18 protein-coding genes are annotated in these 23,210 nt (G+C 60.3%); 6 read left to right on the top strand and 12 right to left on the bottom strand.

Annotated elements, in window-relative coordinates:
* Positions 1–69: 69 nt before the first annotated feature.
* Positions 70–3,981: an ATP-dependent RNA helicase HrpA gene (hrpA, locus tag AC1RDQ_RS27255; protein ID WP_492588630.1), complete on the bottom strand. Its 3,912-nt coding sequence runs from the start codon at positions 3,979–3,981 to the stop codon at positions 70–72.
* A gap of 190 nt (positions 3,982–4,171) precedes the next feature.
* A complete protein-coding gene (gene aceK / locus AC1RDQ_RS27260) occupies positions 4,172–5,890 on the bottom strand; it encodes a bifunctional isocitrate dehydrogenase kinase/phosphatase (protein WP_150814860.1) in 1,719 nt (572 codons plus the stop codon).
* 159 nt (positions 5,891–6,049) lie between these two features.
* Between aceK and AC1RDQ_RS27265 the strand changes: the two genes are divergently transcribed.
* The gene (locus AC1RDQ_RS27265; RefSeq protein ID WP_492588631.1) at positions 6,050–6,958 is read left to right on the top strand and encodes a DMT family transporter; all 909 of its coding nucleotides are present in this window, start codon (positions 6,050–6,052) and stop codon (positions 6,956–6,958) included.
* 78 nt (positions 6,959–7,036) lie between these two features.
* On the opposite strand, the gene AC1RDQ_RS27270 is transcribed toward AC1RDQ_RS27265, so the two are convergent.
* The 3 genes from AC1RDQ_RS27270 to cysK all read right to left on the bottom strand — a co-directional run bounded on the left by AC1RDQ_RS27270 (position 7,037) and on the right by cysK (position 10,574).
* On the bottom strand, positions 7,037–7,900 hold the full coding sequence (locus AC1RDQ_RS27270) for a DMT family transporter (RefSeq protein WP_492588632.1): 864 nt from the start codon (positions 7,898–7,900) through the stop codon (positions 7,037–7,039).
* 497 nt (positions 7,901–8,397) lie between these two features.
* The gene (locus tag AC1RDQ_RS27275) at positions 8,398–9,336 is read right to left on the bottom strand and encodes an aspartyl/asparaginyl beta-hydroxylase domain-containing protein (protein WP_492588633.1); all 939 of its coding nucleotides are present in this window, start codon (positions 9,334–9,336) and stop codon (positions 8,398–8,400) included.
* 263 nt (positions 9,337–9,599) lie between these two features.
* Positions 9,600–10,574 (bottom strand): cysteine synthase A, encoded by a 975-nt coding sequence (gene cysK, locus AC1RDQ_RS27280; protein WP_090453716.1) that lies wholly within the window; start codon positions 10,572–10,574, stop codon positions 9,600–9,602.
* 99 nt (positions 10,575–10,673) lie between these two features.
* On the opposite strand from cysK, the gene AC1RDQ_RS27285 reads away from it, so the two are divergent.
* The 3 genes from AC1RDQ_RS27285 (at position 10,674) to AC1RDQ_RS27295 (ending at position 13,958) form a co-directional block, all read left to right on the top strand.
* The gene (locus AC1RDQ_RS27285) at positions 10,674–11,777 is read left to right on the top strand and encodes a DUF748 domain-containing protein (RefSeq protein ID WP_492588634.1); all 1,104 of its coding nucleotides are present in this window, start codon (positions 10,674–10,676) and stop codon (positions 11,775–11,777) included.
* Positions 11,778–11,922: 145 nt separating this feature from the next.
* The gene (locus tag AC1RDQ_RS27290; protein ID WP_057715989.1) at positions 11,923–12,768 is read left to right on the top strand and encodes an AAA family ATPase; all 846 of its coding nucleotides are present in this window, start codon (positions 11,923–11,925) and stop codon (positions 12,766–12,768) included.
* 11 nt (positions 12,769–12,779) lie between these two features.
* Positions 12,780–13,958, top strand: a complete 1,179-nt coding sequence (locus AC1RDQ_RS27295) for a vWA domain-containing protein (RefSeq protein ID WP_008055445.1) — start codon at positions 12,780–12,782, stop codon at positions 13,956–13,958.
* Positions 13,959–14,058: 100 nt separating this feature from the next.
* Here the strand turns inward: AC1RDQ_RS27295 and AC1RDQ_RS27300 are convergent, their stop codons facing one another.
* The 4 genes from AC1RDQ_RS27300 to AC1RDQ_RS27315 all read right to left on the bottom strand — a co-directional run bounded on the left by AC1RDQ_RS27300 (position 14,059) and on the right by AC1RDQ_RS27315 (position 17,795).
* The gene (locus tag AC1RDQ_RS27300; RefSeq protein WP_407516768.1) at positions 14,059–14,985 is read right to left on the bottom strand and encodes a 5-oxoprolinase subunit C family protein; all 927 of its coding nucleotides are present in this window, start codon (positions 14,983–14,985) and stop codon (positions 14,059–14,061) included.
* Positions 14,982–15,686 carry a 5-oxoprolinase subunit B family protein gene (locus AC1RDQ_RS27305; protein WP_102671280.1) on the bottom strand — a complete coding sequence of 235 codons (705 nt, stop codon included), beginning with the start codon at positions 15,684–15,686 and terminating at the stop codon, positions 14,982–14,984. Before AC1RDQ_RS27305 ends, AC1RDQ_RS27300 begins: the two co-directional genes overlap by 4 nt.
* On the bottom strand, positions 15,683–16,435 hold the full coding sequence (locus tag AC1RDQ_RS27310; protein WP_489339962.1) for a 5-oxoprolinase subunit PxpA: 753 nt from the start codon (positions 16,433–16,435) through the stop codon (positions 15,683–15,685). Before AC1RDQ_RS27310 ends, AC1RDQ_RS27305 begins: the two co-directional genes overlap by 4 nt.
* Positions 16,436–16,508: 73 nt before the next feature.
* Positions 16,509–17,795 (bottom strand): MFS transporter, encoded by a 1,287-nt coding sequence (locus AC1RDQ_RS27315; RefSeq protein ID WP_090453706.1) that lies wholly within the window; start codon positions 17,793–17,795, stop codon positions 16,509–16,511.
* Between the two features lie 146 nt (positions 17,796–17,941).
* Between AC1RDQ_RS27315 and AC1RDQ_RS27320 the strand changes: the two genes are divergently transcribed.
* Positions 17,942–18,856, top strand: a complete 915-nt coding sequence (locus AC1RDQ_RS27320) for a LysR family transcriptional regulator (protein ID WP_492588635.1) — start codon at positions 17,942–17,944, stop codon at positions 18,854–18,856.
* 154 nt (positions 18,857–19,010) lie between these two features.
* On the opposite strand, the gene AC1RDQ_RS27325 is transcribed toward AC1RDQ_RS27320, so the two are convergent.
* Genes AC1RDQ_RS27325 through AC1RDQ_RS27335 form a run of 3 tightly spaced genes read right to left on the bottom strand, consistent with a single transcriptional unit; the run spans position 19,011 to position 20,872 of the window.
* Positions 19,011–19,553, bottom strand: a complete 543-nt coding sequence (locus AC1RDQ_RS27325) for a DUF2937 family protein (RefSeq protein WP_095945362.1) — start codon at positions 19,551–19,553, stop codon at positions 19,011–19,013.
* Between the two features lie 11 nt (positions 19,554–19,564).
* The gene (locus AC1RDQ_RS27330) at positions 19,565–20,341 is read right to left on the bottom strand and encodes a class II glutamine amidotransferase (protein ID WP_090453698.1); all 777 of its coding nucleotides are present in this window, start codon (positions 20,339–20,341) and stop codon (positions 19,565–19,567) included.
* A gap of 33 nt (positions 20,342–20,374) precedes the next feature.
* On the bottom strand, positions 20,375–20,872 hold the full coding sequence (locus AC1RDQ_RS27335) for a hypothetical protein (protein ID WP_057715997.1): 498 nt from the start codon (positions 20,870–20,872) through the stop codon (positions 20,375–20,377).
* A gap of 213 nt (positions 20,873–21,085) precedes the next feature.
* Between AC1RDQ_RS27335 and AC1RDQ_RS27340 the strand changes: the two genes are divergently transcribed.
* Positions 21,086–23,140, top strand: coding sequence for a S9 family peptidase (locus AC1RDQ_RS27340; RefSeq protein ID WP_492588637.1), 2,055 nt, complete (start codon positions 21,086–21,088; stop codon positions 23,138–23,140).
* Positions 23,141–23,210: the final 70 nt, after the last annotated feature.

Genomic DNA, 23,210 nt, shown 5'->3' on the forward strand with positions numbered 1-23,210 from the left:
GCGGGGTGTCAGGTTACCAGCGTTATCGTTGACGACCATCGCGAGCGAGCTCGCTCCTACAAGGGTGTGTCAGGCCTCTACCTGACTCCACTGCTTGTTCAGGCGCTTGTCGGAGATCGGCACCTTGGTTCCCAGTTGCTGGGCAAACAACGAAACCCGGTATTCCTCCAGCCACCAGCGATACAACTCAAGCTGCGGATCGCGCTTGCCTTCCTGGGCGTGTTTGCTGGCGCGGGTCTGGTATTGCGTCCACAGGCCGCTCAATTCGCCGCTCCAGACCCGGTCGCGCTGCACCTGGGCACCGATTTTTTCAAAGCGCTGTTCGATCGCCTTGAGGTAACGCGGTAACTCCTTGAGCCACTGCATCGGCGTTTCCCGGACAAATCCCGGATAGACCAGATAGCTGAGCTGCTGCTTGATGTCGTTCAGGGCCACGGCTTGGGCGAGATCGATCTTGCCCTTGAAGCGCTTTTGCAGGCCATGCCAGAGCTTGAGGATTTCCAGGGTCAGCTTCGCCACACGTTCGGCGTGCTCGGTCCAGGCGCCACGCTTGCGCTCGGCCAGGGACGCCAGACCGGCGCCGTCACGGGGCAGCGGGTCTTCACCTTCGAGAATGCAGCTGTCGAGGCTGGCCAGCAGAATGTCTTCCACCAGCGCATCGACCCGTCCCATGTCGCGGTACAGCAGGCCCAGCTCGGTCAGGCCCGGCAACTTGCCGCGCAGGAACTTCGCAGGCTCAGCCAGTTGCTGCATCAGCAAGCGTTGCAGGGCACGACGATGCTGGAACTCGGCTTCGGCCGGGGTGGAGAAACGCCCTTCCTTGACCGTCCCGGCTTCCTCCACCAGCGCCGGGTAGACCGTCATCGACAGCCCGGCGATCTTCTGTTGGGTTTTCTCGGCCACGGCGGCAAACACTTTCGGCTCCACCGGTTGCTGGCTCTTCGCGGTTTGCGGCACCGCCAATGCTGCCTGGCTGGCTTCGGCGAAACGCGCGGTGAGTTCGGCCAGATCGCGACCTTCGCCGAGGAACTTGCCCTGGGCGTCGACGATTTCCAGGTTCATCCGCAGATGACTTTCGACCTGCTGCGCGGCCTCGCTCCAAGCTTCATCGCTGACGCGGGCACCGGTCATGCGCAGCAGTTCGCGACCCAAGGCCTGAGGCAGCGAGCCCTCGGCAAAGGTCATGCGCTGCAAGGCCGCCTTGACGAAGTCCGGCACCGGTACGAAATTCTTGCGCAAGGCCTTGGGCAGGTTGCGCACCAGGGCAATGCACTTGGCTTCGATGACGCCCGGCACCAGCCATTCCAGGCATTCCGGTGGCAGCATCGGCAACAGCGGTGCCGGCACGCGCAGGGTCACGCCGTCGCGCGGGTGATTCGGTTCGAAGTGGTAGCTGAGGGCTAATTCCAGATCGCCGATATGCAGCGTATCCGGGTAATGCTGGGCGGTGACTTCACTGGCTTCGCGGGCCAGCACGTCTTCTTCGCGCATGATCAGCAGCTGCGGGTCTTTCTGGCTGTTGATGCGGTACCAGCTGTCGAAGGTCGCGGTCTGATGGATCTCCGCCGGCAGCCGTGCGTCGTAGAAGGCGTACAGGGTTTCTTCGTCTGCGAGGATATCGCGACGGCGGGCCTTGGCTTCCAGTTCGTCGAGTTGTTCCAGCAGCTGTTTGTTGGCGGTCAGGCACTTGGCTTTCGACTGGATCTCGCCGCGCACCAGTGCTTCGCGGATGAACAATTCGCGGGACACCACCGGGTCGACCGGGCCGTAATGCACCGGCCGGCGCCCGACCACGATCAACCCGAACAGGGTGATCTGCTCGAACGCCACGACCTGGCCGCGCTTCTTCTCCCAGTGGGGCTCGAAGTGATTTTTCTTGATCAGGTGCCCGGCCAGCGGCTCGATCCAGTCGGCATCGATCTTGGCGACCATACGCGCGTAGAGCTTGGTGGTTTCCACCAGTTCGGCGGTCATCAACCATTGCGGGCGTTTTTTGCCGATTCCCGACGACGGGTGAATCCAGAAGCGCCGCTGACGGGCGCCAAGGTAATCGCCGTCTTCGGTTTTCTGGCCGATCTGGCTGAGCAACCCCACCAGCACCGCTTTGTGCAGTTTCGGATAGTCCGCCGGCTCTTTATTGAGGCTCAGCTGCATGTCGCGGCAGATCAGGCTCAATTGGCGATGGGAGTCGCGCCACTCGCGCAGGCGCAGGTAATTGAGGAAATTCTTGCGGCACCAGTTTCGCAGCGGACTGGCCGTCAGCGCCTGGCGCTGCTCTTCGAAACCACGCCACAGATTGACCAGCCCGGCGAAGTCCGAGTCGGCGTCTTTCCACTGGGCGTGGGCCTGATCCGCCGCTTGCTGACGCTCCGGCGGACGCTCGCGCGGGTCCTGGATCGACATGGCGCTGGCGACGATCAGCACTTCCTGCAGGCTGCCGAGCTTCGCCGCTTCCAGCAGCATGCGGCCCATGCGCGGGTCCACCGGCAGCCGCGCCAGTTGGCGACCGAGCGGGGTCAACTGGCTGTTGCGGTCCACCGCCGAAAGTTCTTGCAGCAGGTTGTAACCGTCGCTGATCGCTTTGCCGTCCGGTGGCTCGATGAACGGGAATGCGGTGACCTCGCCAAGGCGCAGATGCAGCATCTGCAAAATAACGGCGGCGAGGTTGGTGCGCAGGATTTCCGGATCGGTAAACTCCGGGCGACCGAGGAAATCCTCTTCGCTGTACAGGCGCACGCAGATGCCCGGCTCGACCCGTCCGCACCGGCCTTTACGCTGGTTGGCGCTGGCCTGGGAAATGGCTTCGATGGGCAGGCGCTGGACCTTGGCCCGGTAGCTGTAGCGGCTGATGCGCGCCGTTCCGCTGTCGATCACGTAGCGAATGCCCGGCACGGTCAGCGAGGTTTCCGCGACGTTGGTCGCCAGTACCACGCGACGGCCTGGGTGAGACTGGAAAATCCGCTGTTGCTCGGCAGGTGACAACCGCGCGTACAACGGCAGGATTTCAGTGTGTTTGAGCTGAGCCTTGCGCAGCATGTCGGCGGCGTCGCGAATCTCGCGTTCACCGGGCAGGAACACCAGCACGTCACCGGGGCTGCGCCGTTCGCTGCGTTCGTAGGCGGCGATTTCGTCGAGGGTGGCGAGGATCGCCTGATCCACCGTCAGGTCGTCCTCGACGCGGTTGCCCTCTTCGTCCTGCTCAAGCGTCAGCGGGCGATACCAGGTCTCCACCGGGTAGGTGCGGCCGGATACCTCGACAATCGGCGCGTCATCGAAGTGCTTGGAGAAACGCTCCAGGTCGATGGTTGCCGAAGTGATGATGACTTTCAGGTCGGGACGGCGCGGCAGCAGGGTTTTCAGGTAGCCGAGCAGGAAGTCGATGTTGAGGCTGCGTTCGTGGGCCTCGTCGACGATGATTGTGTCGTAGCGTTCCAGATAACGATCATTCTGGGTTTCCGCCAGCAGGATGCCGTCGGTCATCAGTTTGATCAGGGTGCTGGAATCGCTCTGATCCTCGAATCGCACCTGATAGCCGACCAACGCGCCCAGCGGTGTACCGAGTTCTTCGGCGACCCGGCTGGCGACGCTGCGGGCAGCGATCCGGCGGGGCTGGGTGTGGCCGATCAGGCCGTGCTGGCCGCGGCCGATTTCCAGGCAGATCTTCGGCAACTGGGTGGTTTTACCCGAGCCGGTCTCACCGGCGATGATCAGCACCTGATGCTTTTCCAGCGCCTTTTTGATTTCGTCGCGCTTGGCGGCGATCGGCAGGCTGTCGTCGTAACGGATCACCGGCAGGCTGGCCTTGCGCGCCAGTACCTGCTCACAGGACGCCTGCATCCGCGTCACCCACTGGCCCAGCCTGGCCTCGTCGGGTTTCTTGCGCAGCTCAAGCAACTGCCGCCGCAGCCGGTGGCGGTCGGCGAGCATGGCGTGATCGAGGTTTTTCAGCAGTTTGTCGATGGAGGGCGATTCGTCGGTCATCGGGTACGCAATTCAGTCGTCTAGTGGCGCAGGGTGCGGATTGTCGCAGATTTGAAGGGCGAACGAGATCCCTTGTAGGAGCGAGCTTGCTCGCGATGAATTCAAGAACGCCACGGGGTGTCAGGTTTCCCGCGTCACCGTTAACGACCATCGCGAGCAAGCTCGCTCCTACAGGGGATGCGTACCGGTGCTACTCGTTATCGAGACCCTTGCGCCGATACGGAAACACATCAATCACCTTCCCCGCCCGAATCGCTTCCTGAAGGCTCTTCCAGTAATCGGCGTTGTACAACTCGCCATGCAACTGATCGAACAACTTGCGTTGCCCCGAATCGGCAAACAGGAACGGTGGAAACTCTTCCGGGAATACGTCCAGTGGCCCGATCGAGTACCACGGTTCGGACGCCATTTCATCTTCGGGTGTACGTGGCAACGGAATGTGGCGGAAATTGGCCTCGGTGAGGAAGCAGATCTCGTCGTAGTCGTAGAACACCACCCGACCGTGACGGGTCACCCCGAAGTTCTTCAGCAGCATGTCGCCGGGAAAGATGTTGGCCGCCGCCAGTTGCTTGATCGCCAGCCCATAGTCTTCCAGGGCCTCGCGCACCTGCGCCTCGTTGGCGTTTTCCAGGTAGAGGTTCAGCGGGGTCATGCGGCGCTCGGTCCAGCAGTGGCGGATCAGCACCGTATCGTCGTCCACCGACACTGTGGACGGTGCGACTTCCAGCAGTTCCTCCAGGCACGCCGGATCGAACTTGCTCAGGGGGAAACGGAAGTCGGCGAACTCCTGGGTATCGGCCATGCGCCCGACCCGGTCGACGCTTTTCACCAGGCGGTACTTTTCGATCACCGTGGCGCGGTCGACGTTTTTCGACGGCGAGAAACGGTCCTTGATGATTTTGAACACGGTGTTGAAACCCGGCAGGGTGAACACGCTCATGACCATGCCGCGCACGCCGGGGGCCATGATGAACTGGTCGTCGGTATTGGCCAGGTGATTGATCAGTGCCCGGTAGAACTCCGACTTGCCGTGCTTGTAGAAGCCGATCGAGGTGTACAGCTCGGCGATGTGCTTGCCCGGCAGGATGCGCCGCAGAAAGCCGATGAACTCCGCCGGCACCGGCACATCCACCATGAAATACGAGCGGGTGAACGAGAAGATGATCGACACGTCTGCTTCATCGGTGATCAGCGCATCGATCTGGATGCCGCGACCCTCCAGGTGCAGCAATGGAATTGCCAGCGGCCATTGCTCGTCGGCGGTGTAGATGCGCCCCACCAGGTACGCGCCTTTATTGCGGTACAGCACCGAGGAAAACAGCTCGACGCTCAGCTCCGGATCCTTGCACACCCAATCCGGCAGGTTCTCGCGCAACTGCGCTTCGAGGCGCTTCAGGTCACCGGCCAGGTCGGCGTAATCCTCACTGAAACGGTAGTCGGCGAAGATGCTGGCGAGCATCGCCGACAATTGGCCTTGCGGCTTGTAGGTACGGGTTTGCGCGGCCCGGGCGCGGCGCAGGCTCGGCCGGGTGGTGTGGATGAACATGCAGCCGTCACTGATCAGGTCATGGCTGAACAGCCCGCAGAAGATCGAGTTGTACCAGGTCTCGGACAGTTCATCGTCGAAGCGCAGGTCGATCAGGCTGATGTAGGCGTTTTTGACCAGCGGCCAGCAGCTGACGTCCAGGGTGTCGGCGTCAAACGCGGTGCGCAGTCGCTCCACCGTTTCACCGACCTTGTCTTCATACAGATTGATCCGTGCCGCCGACGCCGTCTGCGTTTCCTGCCACTTGGCCTGTTCGAAGCGGGCCCGGGCGCCGTCGGTGATCTGGCGAAAATGCTCGCGGTAATCGTCAAAGCCATCGAGGATCAAGCGGGCGATGTCGGCGGCTGGCCATTGCTGCGGCATGGTGAGACCTCTGCGGGAATTCGGGAGGCTTGAGCTTAGCCAGTGAACCGGGTGCAGGAGAAGCGTAATTTTCCGGGTGAATTAAATGCCCGGTTTTCGGTTGCCATCGATCACACACTCAGCAACACTTTCGCCCCTCCCCCAAGGAAGGACCGCGCTGTGAACCCCATCGATATTTTCCGTTTACTGTCCCTGGCGGCCATTTGGGGGGCCAGTTTTCTGTTCATGCGCATCATCGCCCCGGTGATCGGCAGCATTCCTACCGCTTTTTTCCGTGTATCGATCGCCGCTGCCGGACTGCTGGTGATTCTCGGCCTGATGCGCATCAGTTGGGACTTCAAGGGCAAACTCAAGACCGTGATGCTGCTTGGGGTGATCAACTCCGGGATTCCGGCGACGCTCTATTCGGTGGCTGCGCAGGTGCTTCCAGCCGGTTACTCGTCGATTTTCAATGCCACGACACCCTTGATGGGCGTGCTGATCGGCGGCCTGTTTTTCCATGAAAGGCTCACTGGCGCCAAACTCGGCGGCGTGTTCCTGGGGCTGTTCGGCGTGGGCGTGCTGACCCGCGCCGGTCCGGTGGCGTTCGATTTGGAACTGCTGATGGGTGCCGTCGCCTGCCTGCTCGCGACCACCTGCTATGGATTTGCGGGGTTTCTGGCCCGCCGCTGGCTCGATCAGGCCGGTGGTCTCGACAGCCGTTTGTCGGCAGTGGGCAGCATGCTTGGCGCGACATTGTTCCTGCTGCCGCTGTTCGGCTACAGCGTGATCAGCCAACCACCCGCGACCTGGGGCGGCTGGAGTGTATGGCTCTCGTTGCTGGGGTTGGGTCTTGGATGCACGGCGTTTGCGTACATTATTTACTTCCGCCTCCTGAGCTCGATTGGTCCGGTGAAATCGATGACTACGACCTTTTTGATCCCCCTGTTCGGCGTGCTGTGGGGGGCGTTGTTTCTCGATGAGCCACTGTCGATGGCGCATGTCTATGGCGGGATGTTGATTGCGCTGGCGTTGTGGTTGGTGTTGAAGCCGGCGGCGGTGAAACCGGGTTTGGTGGCTGGCCGGTAGTGTTGTGGCGTTGCGGATGACGCCAAAAATCACAAAGGCCCGGAGCATGGCTCCAGGCCCTTGCGGGTTTGCACGCAATTACGCGGTTTTACGGAACACAAACACCAGACCGACGATGATCAGCAGCATACCGAACAGGCTCAACATCGCCAGGCGATTGCCGAAGATCAGATAGTCCATCACCGCCGTGACCGCCGGTACCAGGTAAAACAGGCTGGTGACATTCACCAGATTACCCTTGGCGATCAAGCGGTACAGCAATAGCGTCGCCAGCACCGACACCACCAGCCCCATCCATAGCACCGGCAGGATGAATCCACTGCTGTGTTCGAAGTGAAACGGCTGGAAGGGTACGAAAATCCCGCACAACAGCAGTCCGGCCAGATACTGCACTGGCAGTGTGCCGAGGGGATTGTCGGTGATGCGTTTCTGCATGATCGAACCGAACGTCATGCTCGCCAGCGCCAGCAGACCGAAGAGCATGCCCGCCAAAGACATGCCGGCCAAACCGATGCCCTGGTAAACCACCATGATCAACCCGGCCAAGCCTAGCGCCAGACCGAACATCCGGCTTATTGATCGGTGCCGCTCCATCAGCACCACGGTGAGAATCGGCTGCACGCCCATGATGGTCGCCATCACCCCGGGCGTGACTTTAAGGTCCAGGGCCAGCAGATAGAAAATCTGATACGCCCCCAACAACACCACGCCGGTGACCATCGCATACAGCATCGGTTTGCCGCCCTTGGGCAACTTCAGCTTGAGCAACGGCACCAGCAACACCAGGCCGCCCAGGGCGATGACGAAACGGAACATCAGGAAGGCAAAGGGCGACGCGTGGGCCAGCCCCCATTTGGAGAAGATTGCCCCGCTGCTCCACAGCAGAACGAACAGGCTCGTGGACGCCGCCGCGAGCGCGGAGTTTTTCGAAAGGACAAACATGAATACCACCTGTAGTCAGGCAAAAAGCCAACTCAGCCGAAGCTGAAATTCAGTCGTTTTTTTCAGGCGGGCGCTTTTTCAGACGTGCTTGGGAACAGCAGAGAGCAGCTGATCAGCCCGAAATGCCAACGCCTGGCGGTGAGACCACCGCGCACACTGGCGTGCGACTGACAGGAGGGGGGTAATGACTGATCTGCCCCGGCTGCAGATTCCCGCACGGCACGACGCCAGCGTTGACCGCTGAATCGACTACCGCTTTGATGAGGGATGCAGGCATTGGGCTGATCTTTACTCGAGGGATAAAAAAGTGAGTCCGAAACTCACCGTGCGCCGACTATAACCAGCGTTCGACATGGATTGCAACGACTCGACCAAAAGGCCAGCTACGACAGTCGGTACAGAGTCTGCATTGTGCGGTTGGAGGGGTATTCAGGGATTGCGCGAAAACCTGTAAAAAACCGCTCACAACGAACGGTTCTTTTATTCTGTATCCGGCGTTAGCCAAACAACCAATACCCCAGCAACATCAGCACCAGCACCGCCAGTACCGGACGCAGTACACGGTAGGCCTTGGGATTGCGCCGCTTCCATTGCTTGACCACACCACTGAATTTATCGCTGGAGTTCTTGCTCCAGGCATAGACCCGGTTGATGCCCCCTACTCGCTCGTCATCAAGGTTCTGCGGTGCCGTCGCACGACCTAGCCAGGCGCTGATACTGCGATTGATGCGGGTCATGAAGCGATTGCTCAGCGGACGTTCGATATCGCAGAACAGTATGACACGGGTCTTTGGCGTTTCATTCTTGACCCAGTGCACGTAGGTCTCGTCGAACATCACGTCTTCACCATCGCGCCAGGCGTAAACCTGACCATCGACAAAGATGCGGCAACCATCGGAATTGGGAGTGGACAGGCCCAAGTGATAACGCAGGGAACCGGCAAACGGATCGCGATGCGGATTGAGGTGGCTGCCGCCCGGCAGTAGCGCGAACATGGCGCCTTTGACGCTGGGGATGCTGTTGACCAGTTGCACGGTTTTCGGGCACAAGGCTTCGGCGGAAGTCAGCGGTTTGTCGTACCACTTGAGATAGAAACGCTTCCAGCCCTTCTTGAAGAACGAGCCAAAGCCGGCGTCGTTGTTCTTTGCCGCCGCGCGAATATACCCCTCGTCGAACAAGTGCATCGCTTCGTCGCGAATCACCTCCCAGTTGTCCTTGAGTACATCAAGTTCCGGGAACTTGCTGCGATCCAGATACGGTTTCGACGGCACACCGGAAAACAGGTACATCAGGGCATTATAGGGGGCGAACAGTGCCGAATGGTTAACGAACTGGCGCAAAACCGGCAGGCGCGCCTTGCCGCGCAAATGCACATAGAGGGTGCTACCGAGAAACAGCAACAACAACGAGGCTTTCGCGGCAAACGACGGGATCATCGACAACTCCTTTGAAGATAAACGGCACCGCACCACGTCCATTGCCCGACGTGGCTACCAGCATGATAAACACTACCGCCCCGGTGAAAACCTGCACTTTTCAACATTCAATGTTAATGAATGTGCAACAAAGCACTTATTAACATAAGGTGCCTGAACGCTGGCTGATGCAATCCATCATCAACCGGAACAGATCAATGGATCGCAACCAGCGATAACGCCTCAACCGTCAGCGCCAGCCACGATCCGCCAATATCTGGCACTTACTGGCGATTCTCCTGTTCGGTAAACAGATCACTGAACAGCATGCTCGACAGGTAACGCTCACCGGAATCCGGCAAGATCACGACAATGGTCTTGCCCTGCATTTCCGGGGTCTCCGCCAGTCTTACGGCCACCGCCATGGCGGCGCCGCTGGAAATCCCGCACAAGATTCCCTCTTCCTGCATCAAGCGCAAGGCCATGGCCTTGGACTCTTCGTCACTGACCAGTTCCACCCGATCTACGATCGACAAATCGAGGTTCTTCGGCACAAAACCGGCACCGATGCCCTGGATCTTGTGCGGGCTCGGCTTGATTTCTTCACCGGCCAGGGCCTGGGTGATCACCGGCGACACCACTGGTTCCACCGCCACCGAGAGTATCGGTTTGCCCTGGGTATTCTTGATATACCGTGAAACCCCGGTGATGGTTCCACCGGTTCCGACGCCTGCCACCAGCACGTCGACCGCGCCGTCGGTATCGTTCCAGATTTCCGGGCCGGTGGTTTTTTCGTGGATGGCCGGGTTGGCCGGGTTATCGAATTGCGCCGGCATGAAGTACTTCGACGGGTCGCCGGCAACGATTTCACCGGCTTTCTCGATGGCGCCTTTCATGCCTTTGGCCGGCTCGGTCAACACCAGTTCGGCGCCCAGTGCCTTGAGTACCTTGCGGCGTTCGATACTCATGGACGCCGGCATGGTCAGCATCAGCTTGTAGCCACGGGCGGCGGCCACGAAGGCCAGGCCGATGCCGGTATTGCCGGAGGTGGGTTCTACGATGGTCATCCCCGGCTTGAGTTTGCCGCTGCCCTCGGCATCCCAGATCATGTTCGCACCGATCCGGCACTTGACCGAGTAACCGGGGTTGCGCCCTTCGATCTTGACCAGGATGGTCACACCACGCGGCGCAATGCGATTGATCTGCACCAGCGGCGTATTACCGATGGAGTGGGCGTTGTCAGCGAAAATGCGGCTCATGGCTGGGTCCTTAACGACAGCATTGAAATAGGGCATCAAGGTAAGCCTCTTGCCCGCAGGCGTCCAGTCGGGTCGAACGTCCGCTTATCAGTGCAGTCAATGGCTTTAGACAGCCAGAGATTTGCCGCCATGAAACGTCGATACAGCTGGCCCCTGTGGACCCTCGCCGGCCTCGGTCTGCTGCTGGTTGCCTTGCACATTGCCCTGCCCTACATGGTGCGCGACTACCTCAACGAGAGATTGGCGAACATGGGTGACTACCGCGGCCAGATTACCGACGTGGACCTGGCCCTGTGGCGCGGCGCCTACAAAATCAATGGACTGAAAATCGTCAAGGTCAATGGCAAGGTCCCCGTGCCTTTCGTCAATGCGCCATTGATTGACCTCTCCGTCAGCTGGCACTCGCTCTGGCATGACCACGCAGTGGTGGCCGAGGCGCAGTTCGACAAACCCGAGGTCAACTTCGTCGATGGCGCCAACAAGCAAAATTCCCAGACCGGCGAGGGTACCGACTGGCGAGCACAATTAGGCAAGCTGCTGCCCATTACCCTGAACGAAGTGCGGATCAACGACGGCAAGATCAACTTTCGCAACTTCAACTCCAAGCCACCCGTGAACATGAATGCCACAAAAGTGGATGCCAACATCTACAACCTGACCAACGTGGTCGACACCAAAGGCAAGCGTGATGCGCGCTTCGAAGGCAAAGCCCTGCTGCTGGGGCACGCACCACTGGAAACCACAGCCACTTTCGATCCCTTGAGCGACTTCGAAGACTTCGAGTTTCGCTTGCGCACCACGGATATCGAGCTCAAGCGCTTGAACGACTTCGCCGCGGCCTACGGCAAGTTCGACTTCAATGCCGGCCATGGCGACGTGGTGATCGAAGCCACAGCCAACAAGGGGCGACTGACCGGCTACATCAAGCCCCTGCTGCGCGATGTTGACGTGTTCAACTGGCAACAGGATGTGCAAAGCGAGGACAAAGGGCTATTCCGCTCGATTTGGGAAGCCCTCGTCGGCGGTACCGAGACCGTCTTGAAAAACCAGGGCAAAAACCAGTTTGCGACACGGGTCGAGCTCAAGGGTAATGTGCATCAGCAAGATGTCAGCGCATTCCAGGCTTTTTTACAGATTTTACGCAATGGTTTCATCCAGGCATTCAATGCGCGGTATGAACGGCCAAAGCCGGATGCAGGCTGAGTCACCAAGTGACGCCCCATTCAGAGACTGAATAAGCCGTCTGCGTTCACAGTCGACCGGACACCGCGTTATAGTCGGGGCTGACTCTTTTATTGCCCCCCGCCCTGCCTCGTACAGGTCGGCGTTACCGTTCGAGGATTAGCAGATGAAGTTCGAAGGCACCCAGGCCTACGTCGCCACCGATGACCTGAAGCTGGCGGTCAACGCCGCCATCACCCTGGAGCGGCCGTTGCTGGTCAAGGGCGAACCGGGCACCGGCAAGACCATGCTCGCCGAGCAACTGGCCGAATCCTTTGGCGCCAAGCTGATCACCTGGCACATCAAATCCACCACCAAGGCCCACCAGGGCCTGTACGAGTACGACGCGGTCAGCCGCCTGCGCGATTCGCAGCTCGGCACGGAAAAGGTCCACGACGTTCGCAACTACCTGAAAAAGGGCAAGCTCTGGGAAGCCTTCGAGTCCGAAGAGCGGGTGATCCTGCTGATCGACGAAATCGACAAGGCCGACATCGAATTCCCGAATGACCTGCTGCAAGAACTCGACAAGATGGAGTTCTACGTTTACGAGATCGACGAGACCATCAAGGCCAAAAAACGTCCGATCATCATCATTACCTCCAACAACGAAAAAGAGCTGCCGGACGCCTTCCTGCGCCGCTGCTTCTTCCACTACATCGCTTTCCCGGATCGCGTGACGATGCAGCGGATCGTCGACGTGCACTACCCGGACATCAAGAAAGACCTGGTCAGCGAAGCGCTGGACGTGTTCTTCGACGTACGCAAGGTGCCGGGCCTGAAGAAGAAGCCTTCGACCTCCGAGCTGGTGGACTGGCTGAAGCTGTTGATGGCCGACAACATCGGCGAAGCGGTGCTGCGCGAGCGTGATCCGACCAAGGCCATCCCGCCGCTGGCCGGTGCGCTGGTCAAGAACGAACAGGACGTGCAACTGCTGGAGCGTCTGGCGTTCATGAGCCGCCGCGGCAGCCGATAAGGGTCAACGCAATGTTGCTCAACCTGTTCAATGAAATGCGCGCAGCCAAGGTGCCTGTCTCGGTGCGTGAGCTGCTGGACCTGATCAATGCGCTGAAACAGCGCGTGACCTTCGCCGACATGGACGAGTTCTATTACCTGTCCCGGGCGATCCTGGTGAAGGACGAAAAGCATTTCGACAAGTTCGACCGGGCGTTCGGTGCCTACTTCAATGGTCTTGAAAAACTCGACGACCACTTGCAGGCCTTGATTCCCGAAGACTGGCTGCGCAAGGAATTCGAGCGTTCGCTGACCGACGAAGAGCGGGCGGCGATCCAGTCCCTGGGTGGCTTGGACAAGCTGATCGAAGAGTTCAAGAAACGTCTGGAAGAACAGAAGGAACGCCACGCCGGTGGCAACAAGTGGATCGGCACCGGTGGCACCAGCCCGTTCGGTTCCGGCGGTTTCAACCCGGAAGGCATTCGGGTCGGCGATGCCGGCAAGCGCCAGGGCAAGGCGGTCAAGGTCTGGGACCAGCGCGAATACAAGAACCTCGACGATTCGGTCGAGCTGGGCACCCGCAACATCAAGGTCGCCCTGCGGCGCTTGCGCAAGTTTGCCCGACAGGGCGCGGCCGAAGAGCTGGACATCGACGGCACCATCGACCATACCGCCAAGGATGCCGGCCTGCTGAACATCCAGATGCGGCCGGAGCGGCGTAACACCGTCAAGCTGTTGCTACTGTTCGACATCGGCGGCTCGATGGACGCCCATGTGAAGATTTGCGAGGAGCTGTTCTCGGCCTGCAAGACCGAGTTCAAGCATCTGGAGTACTTCTACTTCCACAACTTCATTTATGAATCGGTGTGGAAGAACAACATGCGCCGCACCTCCGAACGCACCTCGACCATGGACCTGCTGCACAAGTACGGCGCCGACTACAAAGTGATCTTCATCGGTGACGCCGCCATGGCGCCCTATGAAATCACCCAGGCGGGCGGCAGCGTCGAGCACTGGAACGAAGAAGCCGGTTACGTGTGGATGCAGCGGTTCAAGGAGAAGTACAAGAAACTCATCTGGATCAACCCGTATCCGAAGGACACGTGGGGCTATACCTCTTCGACCAACATCGTGCGGGATTTGATTGAGGACCAGATGTATCCGCTGACCCTTCGCGGGCTGGAGGAAGGGATGCGGTTTCTGTCCAAGTAGTTCTGTTGTCTGGACTGACGCCATCGCGAGCAAGCTCGCTCCCACAGGGTCTTATGTACGGCAAAGATCCAATGTGGGAGCGAGCTTGCTCGCGATGCTTTTAAAGGCTAACAAACTGACGCAGATACTGAATCTGTTCTCGATGCGCCACATCCTGCACCACCGGCCGCAACCGCACCCGCGCCCCCGGCAGGCACTGCGCAAGCCGCGCCAGTGCCAACGGTGTCAACGCCCCCAATCGCGGATAACCACCGATGGTCTGTCGATCATTGAGCAACACAATCGGCTGCCCGTCAGGCGGCACTTGCACCGCCCCCAACGGAATACCTTCGGAAATCATCGGTTTGCCCTGGTACTGCAGCGCCGTGCCCAACAGGCGAATGCCCATCCGGTCGGCTCGGCTGTCAAGACTCCACACGCTGTTGAACGCATCGAACAGACTCTGCCCGCTGAACTCGCCAATCTGCGCACCCAGCACCAGATCCAGCAATGGCTCGCCGGTGAAATCCGGCACGCATTGGCTTGGCAACTCCCGCAGCAATACCAGCGAGTTCCCCGAGTAGCTCAAGGACGCGCCTTTACCCAGCGCATGGCCCATTCCGTCCAGGCCACCCAGTTCTTCACGGACCACCGTCGCGCTGCTGCCCAGCACTTTCGGTGCATCAAACCCACCCGGCGCCGCCAGATAGGCCCGGGCGCCGAGTAGCGGCCGGGTGAATTGCAAACGCTGACCTTTGTGCAACCTGAAACTGCGCCATGGCGCCAGCGCTTCGCCGTCCACCTGCGCGCCAAGATCCGCGCCGGCCAAGGCCAGCACGCAATCCTCCTCGGCCACGAGGGTGAATCCGCCAAGGGTGATTTCGATTACCGGCGCATCCAGCCCGTTGCCCAACAGCCAGTTGGCCCAGGACATCGAACGCCAATCGGCGGCTCCGCCCTGGGTCACGCCCAGATGCCGCACGCCGAATCGACCGGCATCCTGCAACAGGCACAGCGCCGTACTCGCTTCAATGGTCAGACGGCTCATGCCTGGGCCTCCAGTGGCGTATCGTCACCGCCCAGGTTAATGAATTCGGCATGGCCGATTGCTTCAAACCGTACGGTGTCACCGGGTTGCATCAGGCTGTAGCCGTCACGGTTGCGATCGAACAATTTGGCCGGCGTGCGGCCGATCAAGTTCCAGCCCCCCGGCGATACCACCGGGTAGGCCGCCGTTTGCCGTTCGGCGATGCCGACACTGCCGGCGGCGACTTTCTTGCGTGGCGTGTTCAGACGCGGCGCGGCGAGCACCTCTTCCACCAACCCCATGAAAGCGAAGCCCGGCGCAAAGCCCAGGGCAAACACCTGATATTCACGCTCGCAGTGACGACGGATCACCTCCTCCACCGCCAGCCCGCTGCGTTGCGACAACAGGCTCAATTCCGGACCGACGCTCAAGTCGTACCACACCGGCAACACATGGCAGGTACCGCGCGTACGCGCATTGGGCGACAGATCGATCAACGCCTGGGCAATCAACTCCCGGGCCTGGGCGGGACTCAGCGCAGTCAAGTCGTAATGCACCATCAAGGTGGTGTAGGACGGCACCAGATCGATCAGATGCCCGGCGAATGCCGTGCGCAGACTTTCACTGGCTGCCAGCATCCACGGCATGTTGGTTTCGGCAATTTCATCGAACAGGCGCACCATCAGGCAATCCAGCGCCACCACTTCCACCCGCAGCTTCATGACGCGCTCTGCCGGTTCAAGGCTTCACGGATGCGTTGCACGGCAGCGACCGAACTGGCGTTGTCGCCGTGCACGCAAAGAGTGTTGGCCTGCAAATGCAGGGCGCTGCCATCGCTGGCGGTGAGCGGATCGCCACGGGCAATGGTCAGTGCCTGTTCGATGATTGTTTCCGGATCGTGATGCACCGCTCCCGGCAGTTGTCGCGACACCAGCCTGCCGGCGCTGTCATAAGCACGGTCGGCAAAAGCCTCGAACCACAGGGTCACGCCGTATTCATCGCCCAGTTGTTGGGCGGCGCTGTTGTCGCGGGTGGCCATCAACATCAACGGCAGGTTGCGATCATAGGACGCTACCGCTTGCAGCACCGCGCGCAGTTGTGCCGGGTTGGCCATCATGTCGTTGTACATCGCGCCATGGGGTTTGACGTAACTGACACGACCGCCCTGGGCCCGGCAGATGCCGTCGAGGGCGCCGATCTGGTAATGCAGAATGTCTTGAAGTTCCTGGGGGGCATAGGCCATGGAACGGCGGCCGAACCCCACCAGGTCCTGATAGGCCGGATGCGCGCCAACTTGCACACCGTGGCTGAGGGCCAGGCTGACGGTCTTGCGCATGATGCTCGGGTCGCCGGCGTGAAAACCACAGGCAACGTTGGCGCAATCGATGAAGGGCATGATTTCCGCGTCCAGACCCATGGTCCAGCTGCCGAAACTCTCGCCGATGTCGCAGTTCAATAGCAGGCGGCTCACACTGAACACTCCTGTAGGCTTTATTCTTTTCAGCTGCGGGACATACCTGTAAGACAGCCCCGCAGATTATCAGTTACTGGGCGTCGAGTTGCTTGCCACGGGTTTCCGGCAAACTCAAGGCCGCGAGGATCACCACGCCGTAGGAAACCGCCGCAAAGGCACCGATGCCTACACTCAGCGGCACGGTCTGGCTGAGCAGGCCAATCAACAGTGGAAACAACGCCGCCAGCGCCCGTCCGATGTTGTAGCAAAAACCCTGGCCCGAACCGCGAATGCGCGTGGGGAACAACTCGGTCAGGAATGCACCCATGCCACTGAAGATCCCGGAGGCAAAGAAGCCCAGCGGAAAGCCCAGCCACAGCATCACGCCGTTGCTGACCGGCAATTGCGTGTACAGCAACACAATGGTGAACGAGCCGACGGCGAACAGGATGAAGTTCTTTTTACGTCCGAGGATGTCGGTCAAATAGGCGCTGATGACATAACCCACGTAGGACCCGATGATCACCATCGCCAGATAACCGCTGGTATTGAGCACGCTCAAACCGCGTTCGTTCTTCAGAAAAGTCGGCAACCAGGACGTGATCGCGTAGTAGCCGCCCAGGGCGCCGGTGGTCAGCAACGAAGCGCGAATCGTGGTGAAGAGCATGCCGGGGGCGAAAATCTCGTAAAACTTCGACGGGTTGCTCGGCTCCTGCCTGGCTTTGGCTTCACGATAGATTTCCGGGTCCTTGACCAGGCGGCGGACGAATATCACGAAAATTGCCGGCACGATGCCGAGGATGAACAGAGCGCGCCAGGCGTCTTCCGGTGGCAATACCGAGAACAGCAGCGCATACAGAATCGCCGTCAACCCCCAACCCAGCGCCCAGCCGGATTGCACCATGCCCACGGCCTTGCCACGGTCCTTGGCTCGAATGACTTCACCGATCAGCACCGCGCCGGCCGTCCACTCGCCACCGAAACCGAAGCCCATCAGGGTCCGTGCAATCAGCAGTTGCTCGTAGCTCTGGGCAAAGCCGCAGAGGAAGGTGAAGAAGGCAAACCACAACACCGTCAGCTGCAAGGTGCGAACACGACCGATGCGGTCGGAGAGAATCCCCGCTACCCAGCCGCCGATGGCCGAAGCGATCAGCGTGCTGGTGTGAATCAGCCCGGCCTGGCCGGTGGTGATACCCCACATGGCAATCAGGGTTGGCACCACAAAGCTGAGCATCTGGGTGTCCATGCCGTCCAGGCCATAGCCGATCTTGCAGCTCCAGAAGGTGCGGCGTTCCTGCTGATTGATGTTGCGATACCAGTCGAAAGGTCCCGGACGGGCCGAGGCTTTCGGAATGGCGGTGGTGTCGGGCGCACTCATGGCAAATCTCCGCGCTGATTTTATTGGTATTGTTCTGAGCCCCGACGACGCCTATCGTGGGAACCGGATGCGCCGATTTTTGGACGCGCGCCCCTGCTGCGTCCAACTAATAAAAACCCGCCTTAGACATAAGAAATCTTTATCCCATGAACCTGAAGTTTCTCGAGACCTTTGTCTGGGTCGCCCGACTCAAGAGTTTCCGCCTGACCGCCGACAAGCTCTTCACCACTCAGGCCTCGATTTCCAGCCGCATCGCAGTGCTTGAAAGCGAGCTGGGGGTAAAGCTGTTTCTGCGGGATTCGCGCGGCGTGAGCCTGACGCCCGAAGGCCTCAAGGTGCTCGATTACGCCGAGCAGATGATGGACACCATGCAGGCGCTCAAGCAGTCGATCGAGACCCGCTCGAGCAAGGCCGGACGGGTGCGCATCGGCGTGATGGACACAGTGATCCATACCTGGCTCAGCCCGTTGGTGGCGCAGATGACCGATCACTACCCGCTGGTGGAAATCGAACTGGTAGCCGATACCTCGCTCAACCTCTGCGATCAGCTGCAAAAAGGCTTTCTCGATGTGATCCTGCAGACCGACCTGCTGCGCCAGGAAAGCGTGCGCAGCCTGGAACTGGCCAGCCACCCCATGGGCTGGATCGTTGCCAGCAACTCGATCTACAACCGCAATTACACAAACGTCGCCGAACTGGCGCGTGAGCGGATTATCACTTATTCGAAAAACTCCCATCCGCATCAGGAAGTTCTGGCGCTGATGCAGGCCAATGGCGTCATGACACCGCGACTGAACTGCGTGAATTCGGTGTCGGCCATCACCCGTTTGTTGCGCGACGGCTTCGGCATCGGCGCATTGCCACCGGTGCTGGTGGCCGAGGAACTGGAGCGGGGGGAATTGACCTTGCTGGCCATCGACCAACACCCGCCCAACCTGCAAGTGGTGGTGTCATGGCGGGTTGGCGCGGAGTGGGTCGAGGAGATCGTGACGTTGTGTCAGCACGTGGTGGAGCGGTATGCGCAGAAGGTGGGTGACGACTACATCACTCTGGCTGACTGATGACGTCCTGTGGCGAGGGGGCTTGCCCCCGTTCGGCTGCGCAGCAGTCGTAAATCTGATAAACGCAGTACACCTGAAAAATGGGGTATCTGGTTTTGGGGCTGCTGCGCAACCCAACGGGGGCAAGCCCCCTCGCCACAGGGACCGCGCAGTGTTACAAACCGCGCAAATCCCGTTCTTCGATCGGCCGGCTCTGGCGCAGACGCTTGCCGCCCAGCACCACCCAGTCGATCAGTCGGAACAGGCACTCGATCCCGAACGACAGCAGCAACGCGCCGCTCATGCCCCAGACCATCGCTTCGGGCGTCAACAGGATCTGGTAGCTGTAGCCATTCCAGGTTTCCTTGCGGATGTCCGGATCAGCAGCCAGCACCACTTGCAGGAAGCGGATGTACCACGGGCCCTGCATCGCCTGGAATTGCTTGTCCAGCGCCACCTGACGGGTCAGCAGGTTGCCCAGGCTGTCGGCGTCGCTGCGAAAGATCGGGTCTTCGCTGGCGCGGTAATGCGCGACCAGAGCCTGCATGTCACCCTTGAAGAACTGATTGGCGGTGTTCTGGAAGCCGCTCAGACTGGCCTGCGCCTCGATCAGATGCGCCTCGACCCGTTTGGCGTAATCGCTGATGAAGCCCGGTACCTGGACACCGATCAACAGGCCCGCTGCAAACAACACCAGCCGTAGATAACTGAGCAACATGCAAGGAGTCCTTATTCGGTCTGGCCCTGGCTGACGCATTCGCCGCGTCGCCACAGGCTCCATTGACCCGGTTCGTAACGGGTCCAGGTTTCGTTTTCGGTCAGGGGTTCGGTGGCGATGACGGTCACCACATCGTTAGGCGTGGTTTCGGCCTGAAAGTCGACGATCACGTCGACATCTTTCAAGCGTGCCGGGCCAAACGGTGCACGACGGGTGATTTGCGCCAGCTTGGTCGAGCAATAGCAGAACAGCCAGTCACCGTCGCTGAGCAGGCAGTTGAACACGCCTTTGCTGCGGTATTCGGCGCACGCTGCCACCAGGTCAGGCAGCAGCTCTTCGACCTCGACCGGCTCGGGGAACGCCGCACGCACACGGTTGAGCAAATCGCAGAAAGCCGCTTCGCTGTCGGTATCGCCGACCGGGCGATAGAAACTGGCCACTGGCTGGAAATCCGCCAACTGGCCGTTATGGGCGAAACACCAGTTGCGCCCCCACAGCTCACGGACGAACGGATGCGTGTTGGACAGGGAGACCTTGCCGACGTTGGCCTGGCGGATGTGCCCGATCACCACTTCGCTCTTGATCGGATAGCGCTGCACCAGGTTCGCGACCTCCGACTCGCAGCTCGCCGCCGGGTCCTGGAACAGCCGCAGTCCACGGCCTTCATAGAAGGCAATGCCCCAGCCATCGCGGTGCGGGCCGGTGCGTCCGCCGCGCTGCATCAGCCCGGTGAAGCTGAACACGATATCGGTCGGGACATTGGCGCTCATGCCCAATAACTCACACATGCTCGGACTCTCGCTCAATCGCAGGGGGCAAGGTTACAGACGGGGTTCGACTCGCATCCGCTGAGGAGTGCTCGGCACGGGCGGACGACCGTAACGATCATCGCCGGCACCGCCGAACGGTTGATCGTCCTCGGGCTCGTCGGCACGGACGGCGGCTTTGGCGGCGGCAGCCTGCTCCCTGCGGGCATTGGAGGCGCGCTCGATGGGGAAACGGATCGCCACCAGCACCAGATAGAGGCCGAACGCGATCATGCCGTACATGAACAGATCGGAAATCGCCCGCCAGGCGTTGTTGCCGACCTTGAACAGCAGGTCGAGCGCGGTAATGGCGAGAGCCGGTGCGATTTTGTCCTTGACCGGGTCGATGATGGTCGGGCTGAACAGCAGCACGACCATCGCCAGCCGTAGCGGCTCACGCAGCCAACGCCACATCCAGCGGGTCAAGCGCATCCACACCAACAGGCAGCCCAAAGCGGCGAAGGCGTAGAGGCCCCAAGCGATCAGATAGTCGTTCTCGGTCATGGTGTCCATGGCAAGGCAGGCAAAGAGGCGCTTATGATAACGGCTTTTCGCCCATCAGGCTGCATCAATGCCTTCGGTCAAGACATAGAACCCTGTGGGAGCGAGCTTGCTCGCGATGGCGGACTGACAGTCAACATTGATGTTGGATGTACTGGCCTCATCGCGAGCAAGCTCGCTCCCACAGGTTCCAAACCTATTCCGTACACTGCTCGAGAGCCCTTCATGCCCCAATCCGCCAACATTCACGACGCTCCGATTGCCCACAAGGCTGAAGGCTCCGACCCGTATGCCTGGCTGCAAGAGCGCGACACCGAGGCAGTGCTCGACTACCTGAAAGCCGAAAACAGCTATCAGCAAGCGCAAACCGCCGACCAGGCCGCATTGCGCGAAACCCTGTTCCAAGAGATCAAGGGGCGGATTCTCGAGACCGATCTGTCCCTGCCCTCGCCATGGGGCCCCTATCTGTATTACACCCGCACCACGGCAGGCGATGAGTACGCCAGGCACTACCGCTGCCCGCGTCCGGCCGATGACAGCCTGACCCTCGACGAAAGCCGCGAACAACTGTTGCTGGACCCCAACGAACTGGCCAAGGGTGGTTTCTTTTCGCTCGGGGCGTTCAGCATCAGCCCGGACCACCAGCGTCTGGCCTACAGCATCGACTCCAGCGGCGAGGAGATTTACACGCTGTTCGTGAAGGAATTGTCCGACGGCCGTGTCAGCGAGCTGGAATTCCAGGACTGCGACGGCAGCATGACCTGGGCCAACGATAGCCTGACGCTATTCTTTGGCGAACTGGATGACACCCATCGTCCGCACAAGCTGTATCGCTATCGACTGGACGGCACGGCGGCCGAAGAAGTTTTCCATGAGCCGGACGGGCGCTTCTTCATGCATTGCTACCGTTCAAGCTCCGAGCAGCAATTGCTGCTGTCCGTGGGCAGCAAGACCACCAGCGAAGCCTGGGTGCTTGACGCCAACCAACCGCAGCACGCTTTTACCTGCATCGCGCCACGGGTCGAGGAGCATGAGTACGACGTCGATCACGGCGTACTCAATGGTCAATGGACCTGGTTCATTCGCAGCAACCGTGACGGCATCAATTTCGCCTTGTACACGGCCGTCGATACCGGCGTCGCGCCCACCGAAGCCGACTGGCAGAACCTGATCCCCCACAGCGACACCGTGATGATCGACGGCATCAGCCTTAACACCGGGGCCATGACCCTGAGCCTGCGGGTTGGCGGCTTGCCGGTCATTGAAGTTCACCCACAAAGCCTGGCGCCTTATCGTGTGCAACTGCCGGATGCGGCCTACAGCCTGCACGTGCAAAACAGCCTGGAGTTCGAAAGCAACCGGATTCGCCTGCGCTACGAAGCGTTGAACCGTCCGGCGCAAATCCGCCAGCTTGAACTGGCGACCGGCGAGCAGAAAGTCCTCAAGCAAACCCCGGTGCTCGGCCCGTTCGATGCCGACGCCTACGTCAGCCAACGCCTGTGGGCCAGTGCGCCGGACGGCACGCAAGTGCCCATCAGCCTGGTGATCAAGCGCGCAGACCTGGGCAAACCCGTGCCGCTGTACCTCTACGGCTATGGTGCCTACGGCGAAAGCCTCGACCCATGGTTTTCCCACGCGCGCCTGAGTCTGCTGGATCGCGGCATGGCGTTTGCCATTGCCCACGTGCGTGGCGGCGGCGAACTGGGGGAAGCCTGGTATCGCGCCGGCAAGCAGGAGCACAAGCACAACACCTTCAGCGACTTTATCGCCTGCGCCGAACACCTGATCGCCCAAGGCTTCACCACTGCACCGCAGTTGGCTATCAGTGGCGGCAGCGCCGGTGGCTTGCTGATCGGCGCGGTGCTCAACCAACGGCCGGAGCTGTTTGGCGCCGCCATCGCCGAAGTGCCGTTCGTCGACGTACTCAACACCATGCTCGACCCTGATCTGCCATTGACCGTGACGGAGTACGACGAGTGGGGCAACCCTGAAGAGCCGGACGTCCATGATCGGATCAAGGCCTACGCCCCGTATGAAAATGTCACCGCGCAAGCTTATCCGGCAACCCTGGTGATCGCCGGTTACAACGACAGCCGCGTGCAGTATTGGGAAGCAGCCAAGTGGGTGGCGAAATTGCGCGCGACAAAGACCGACAGCAATCCCCTGCTGCTCAAGACTGAATTGGGTGCCGGGCATGGCGGGATGAGCGGTCGATATCAGGGATTGCGTGACGTAGCACTCGAATATGCATTTTTGTTCAAGGTTTTGGGCATGGCCTGAGGAACCCGGGCCGATGAACCGGTCTTAATTCCACACATTGGTAGCCGATACAACACCAGTACCCTGTGGG

It is taken from the genome of Pseudomonas sp. GW823-FHT02E01 (assembly GCF_058797535.1).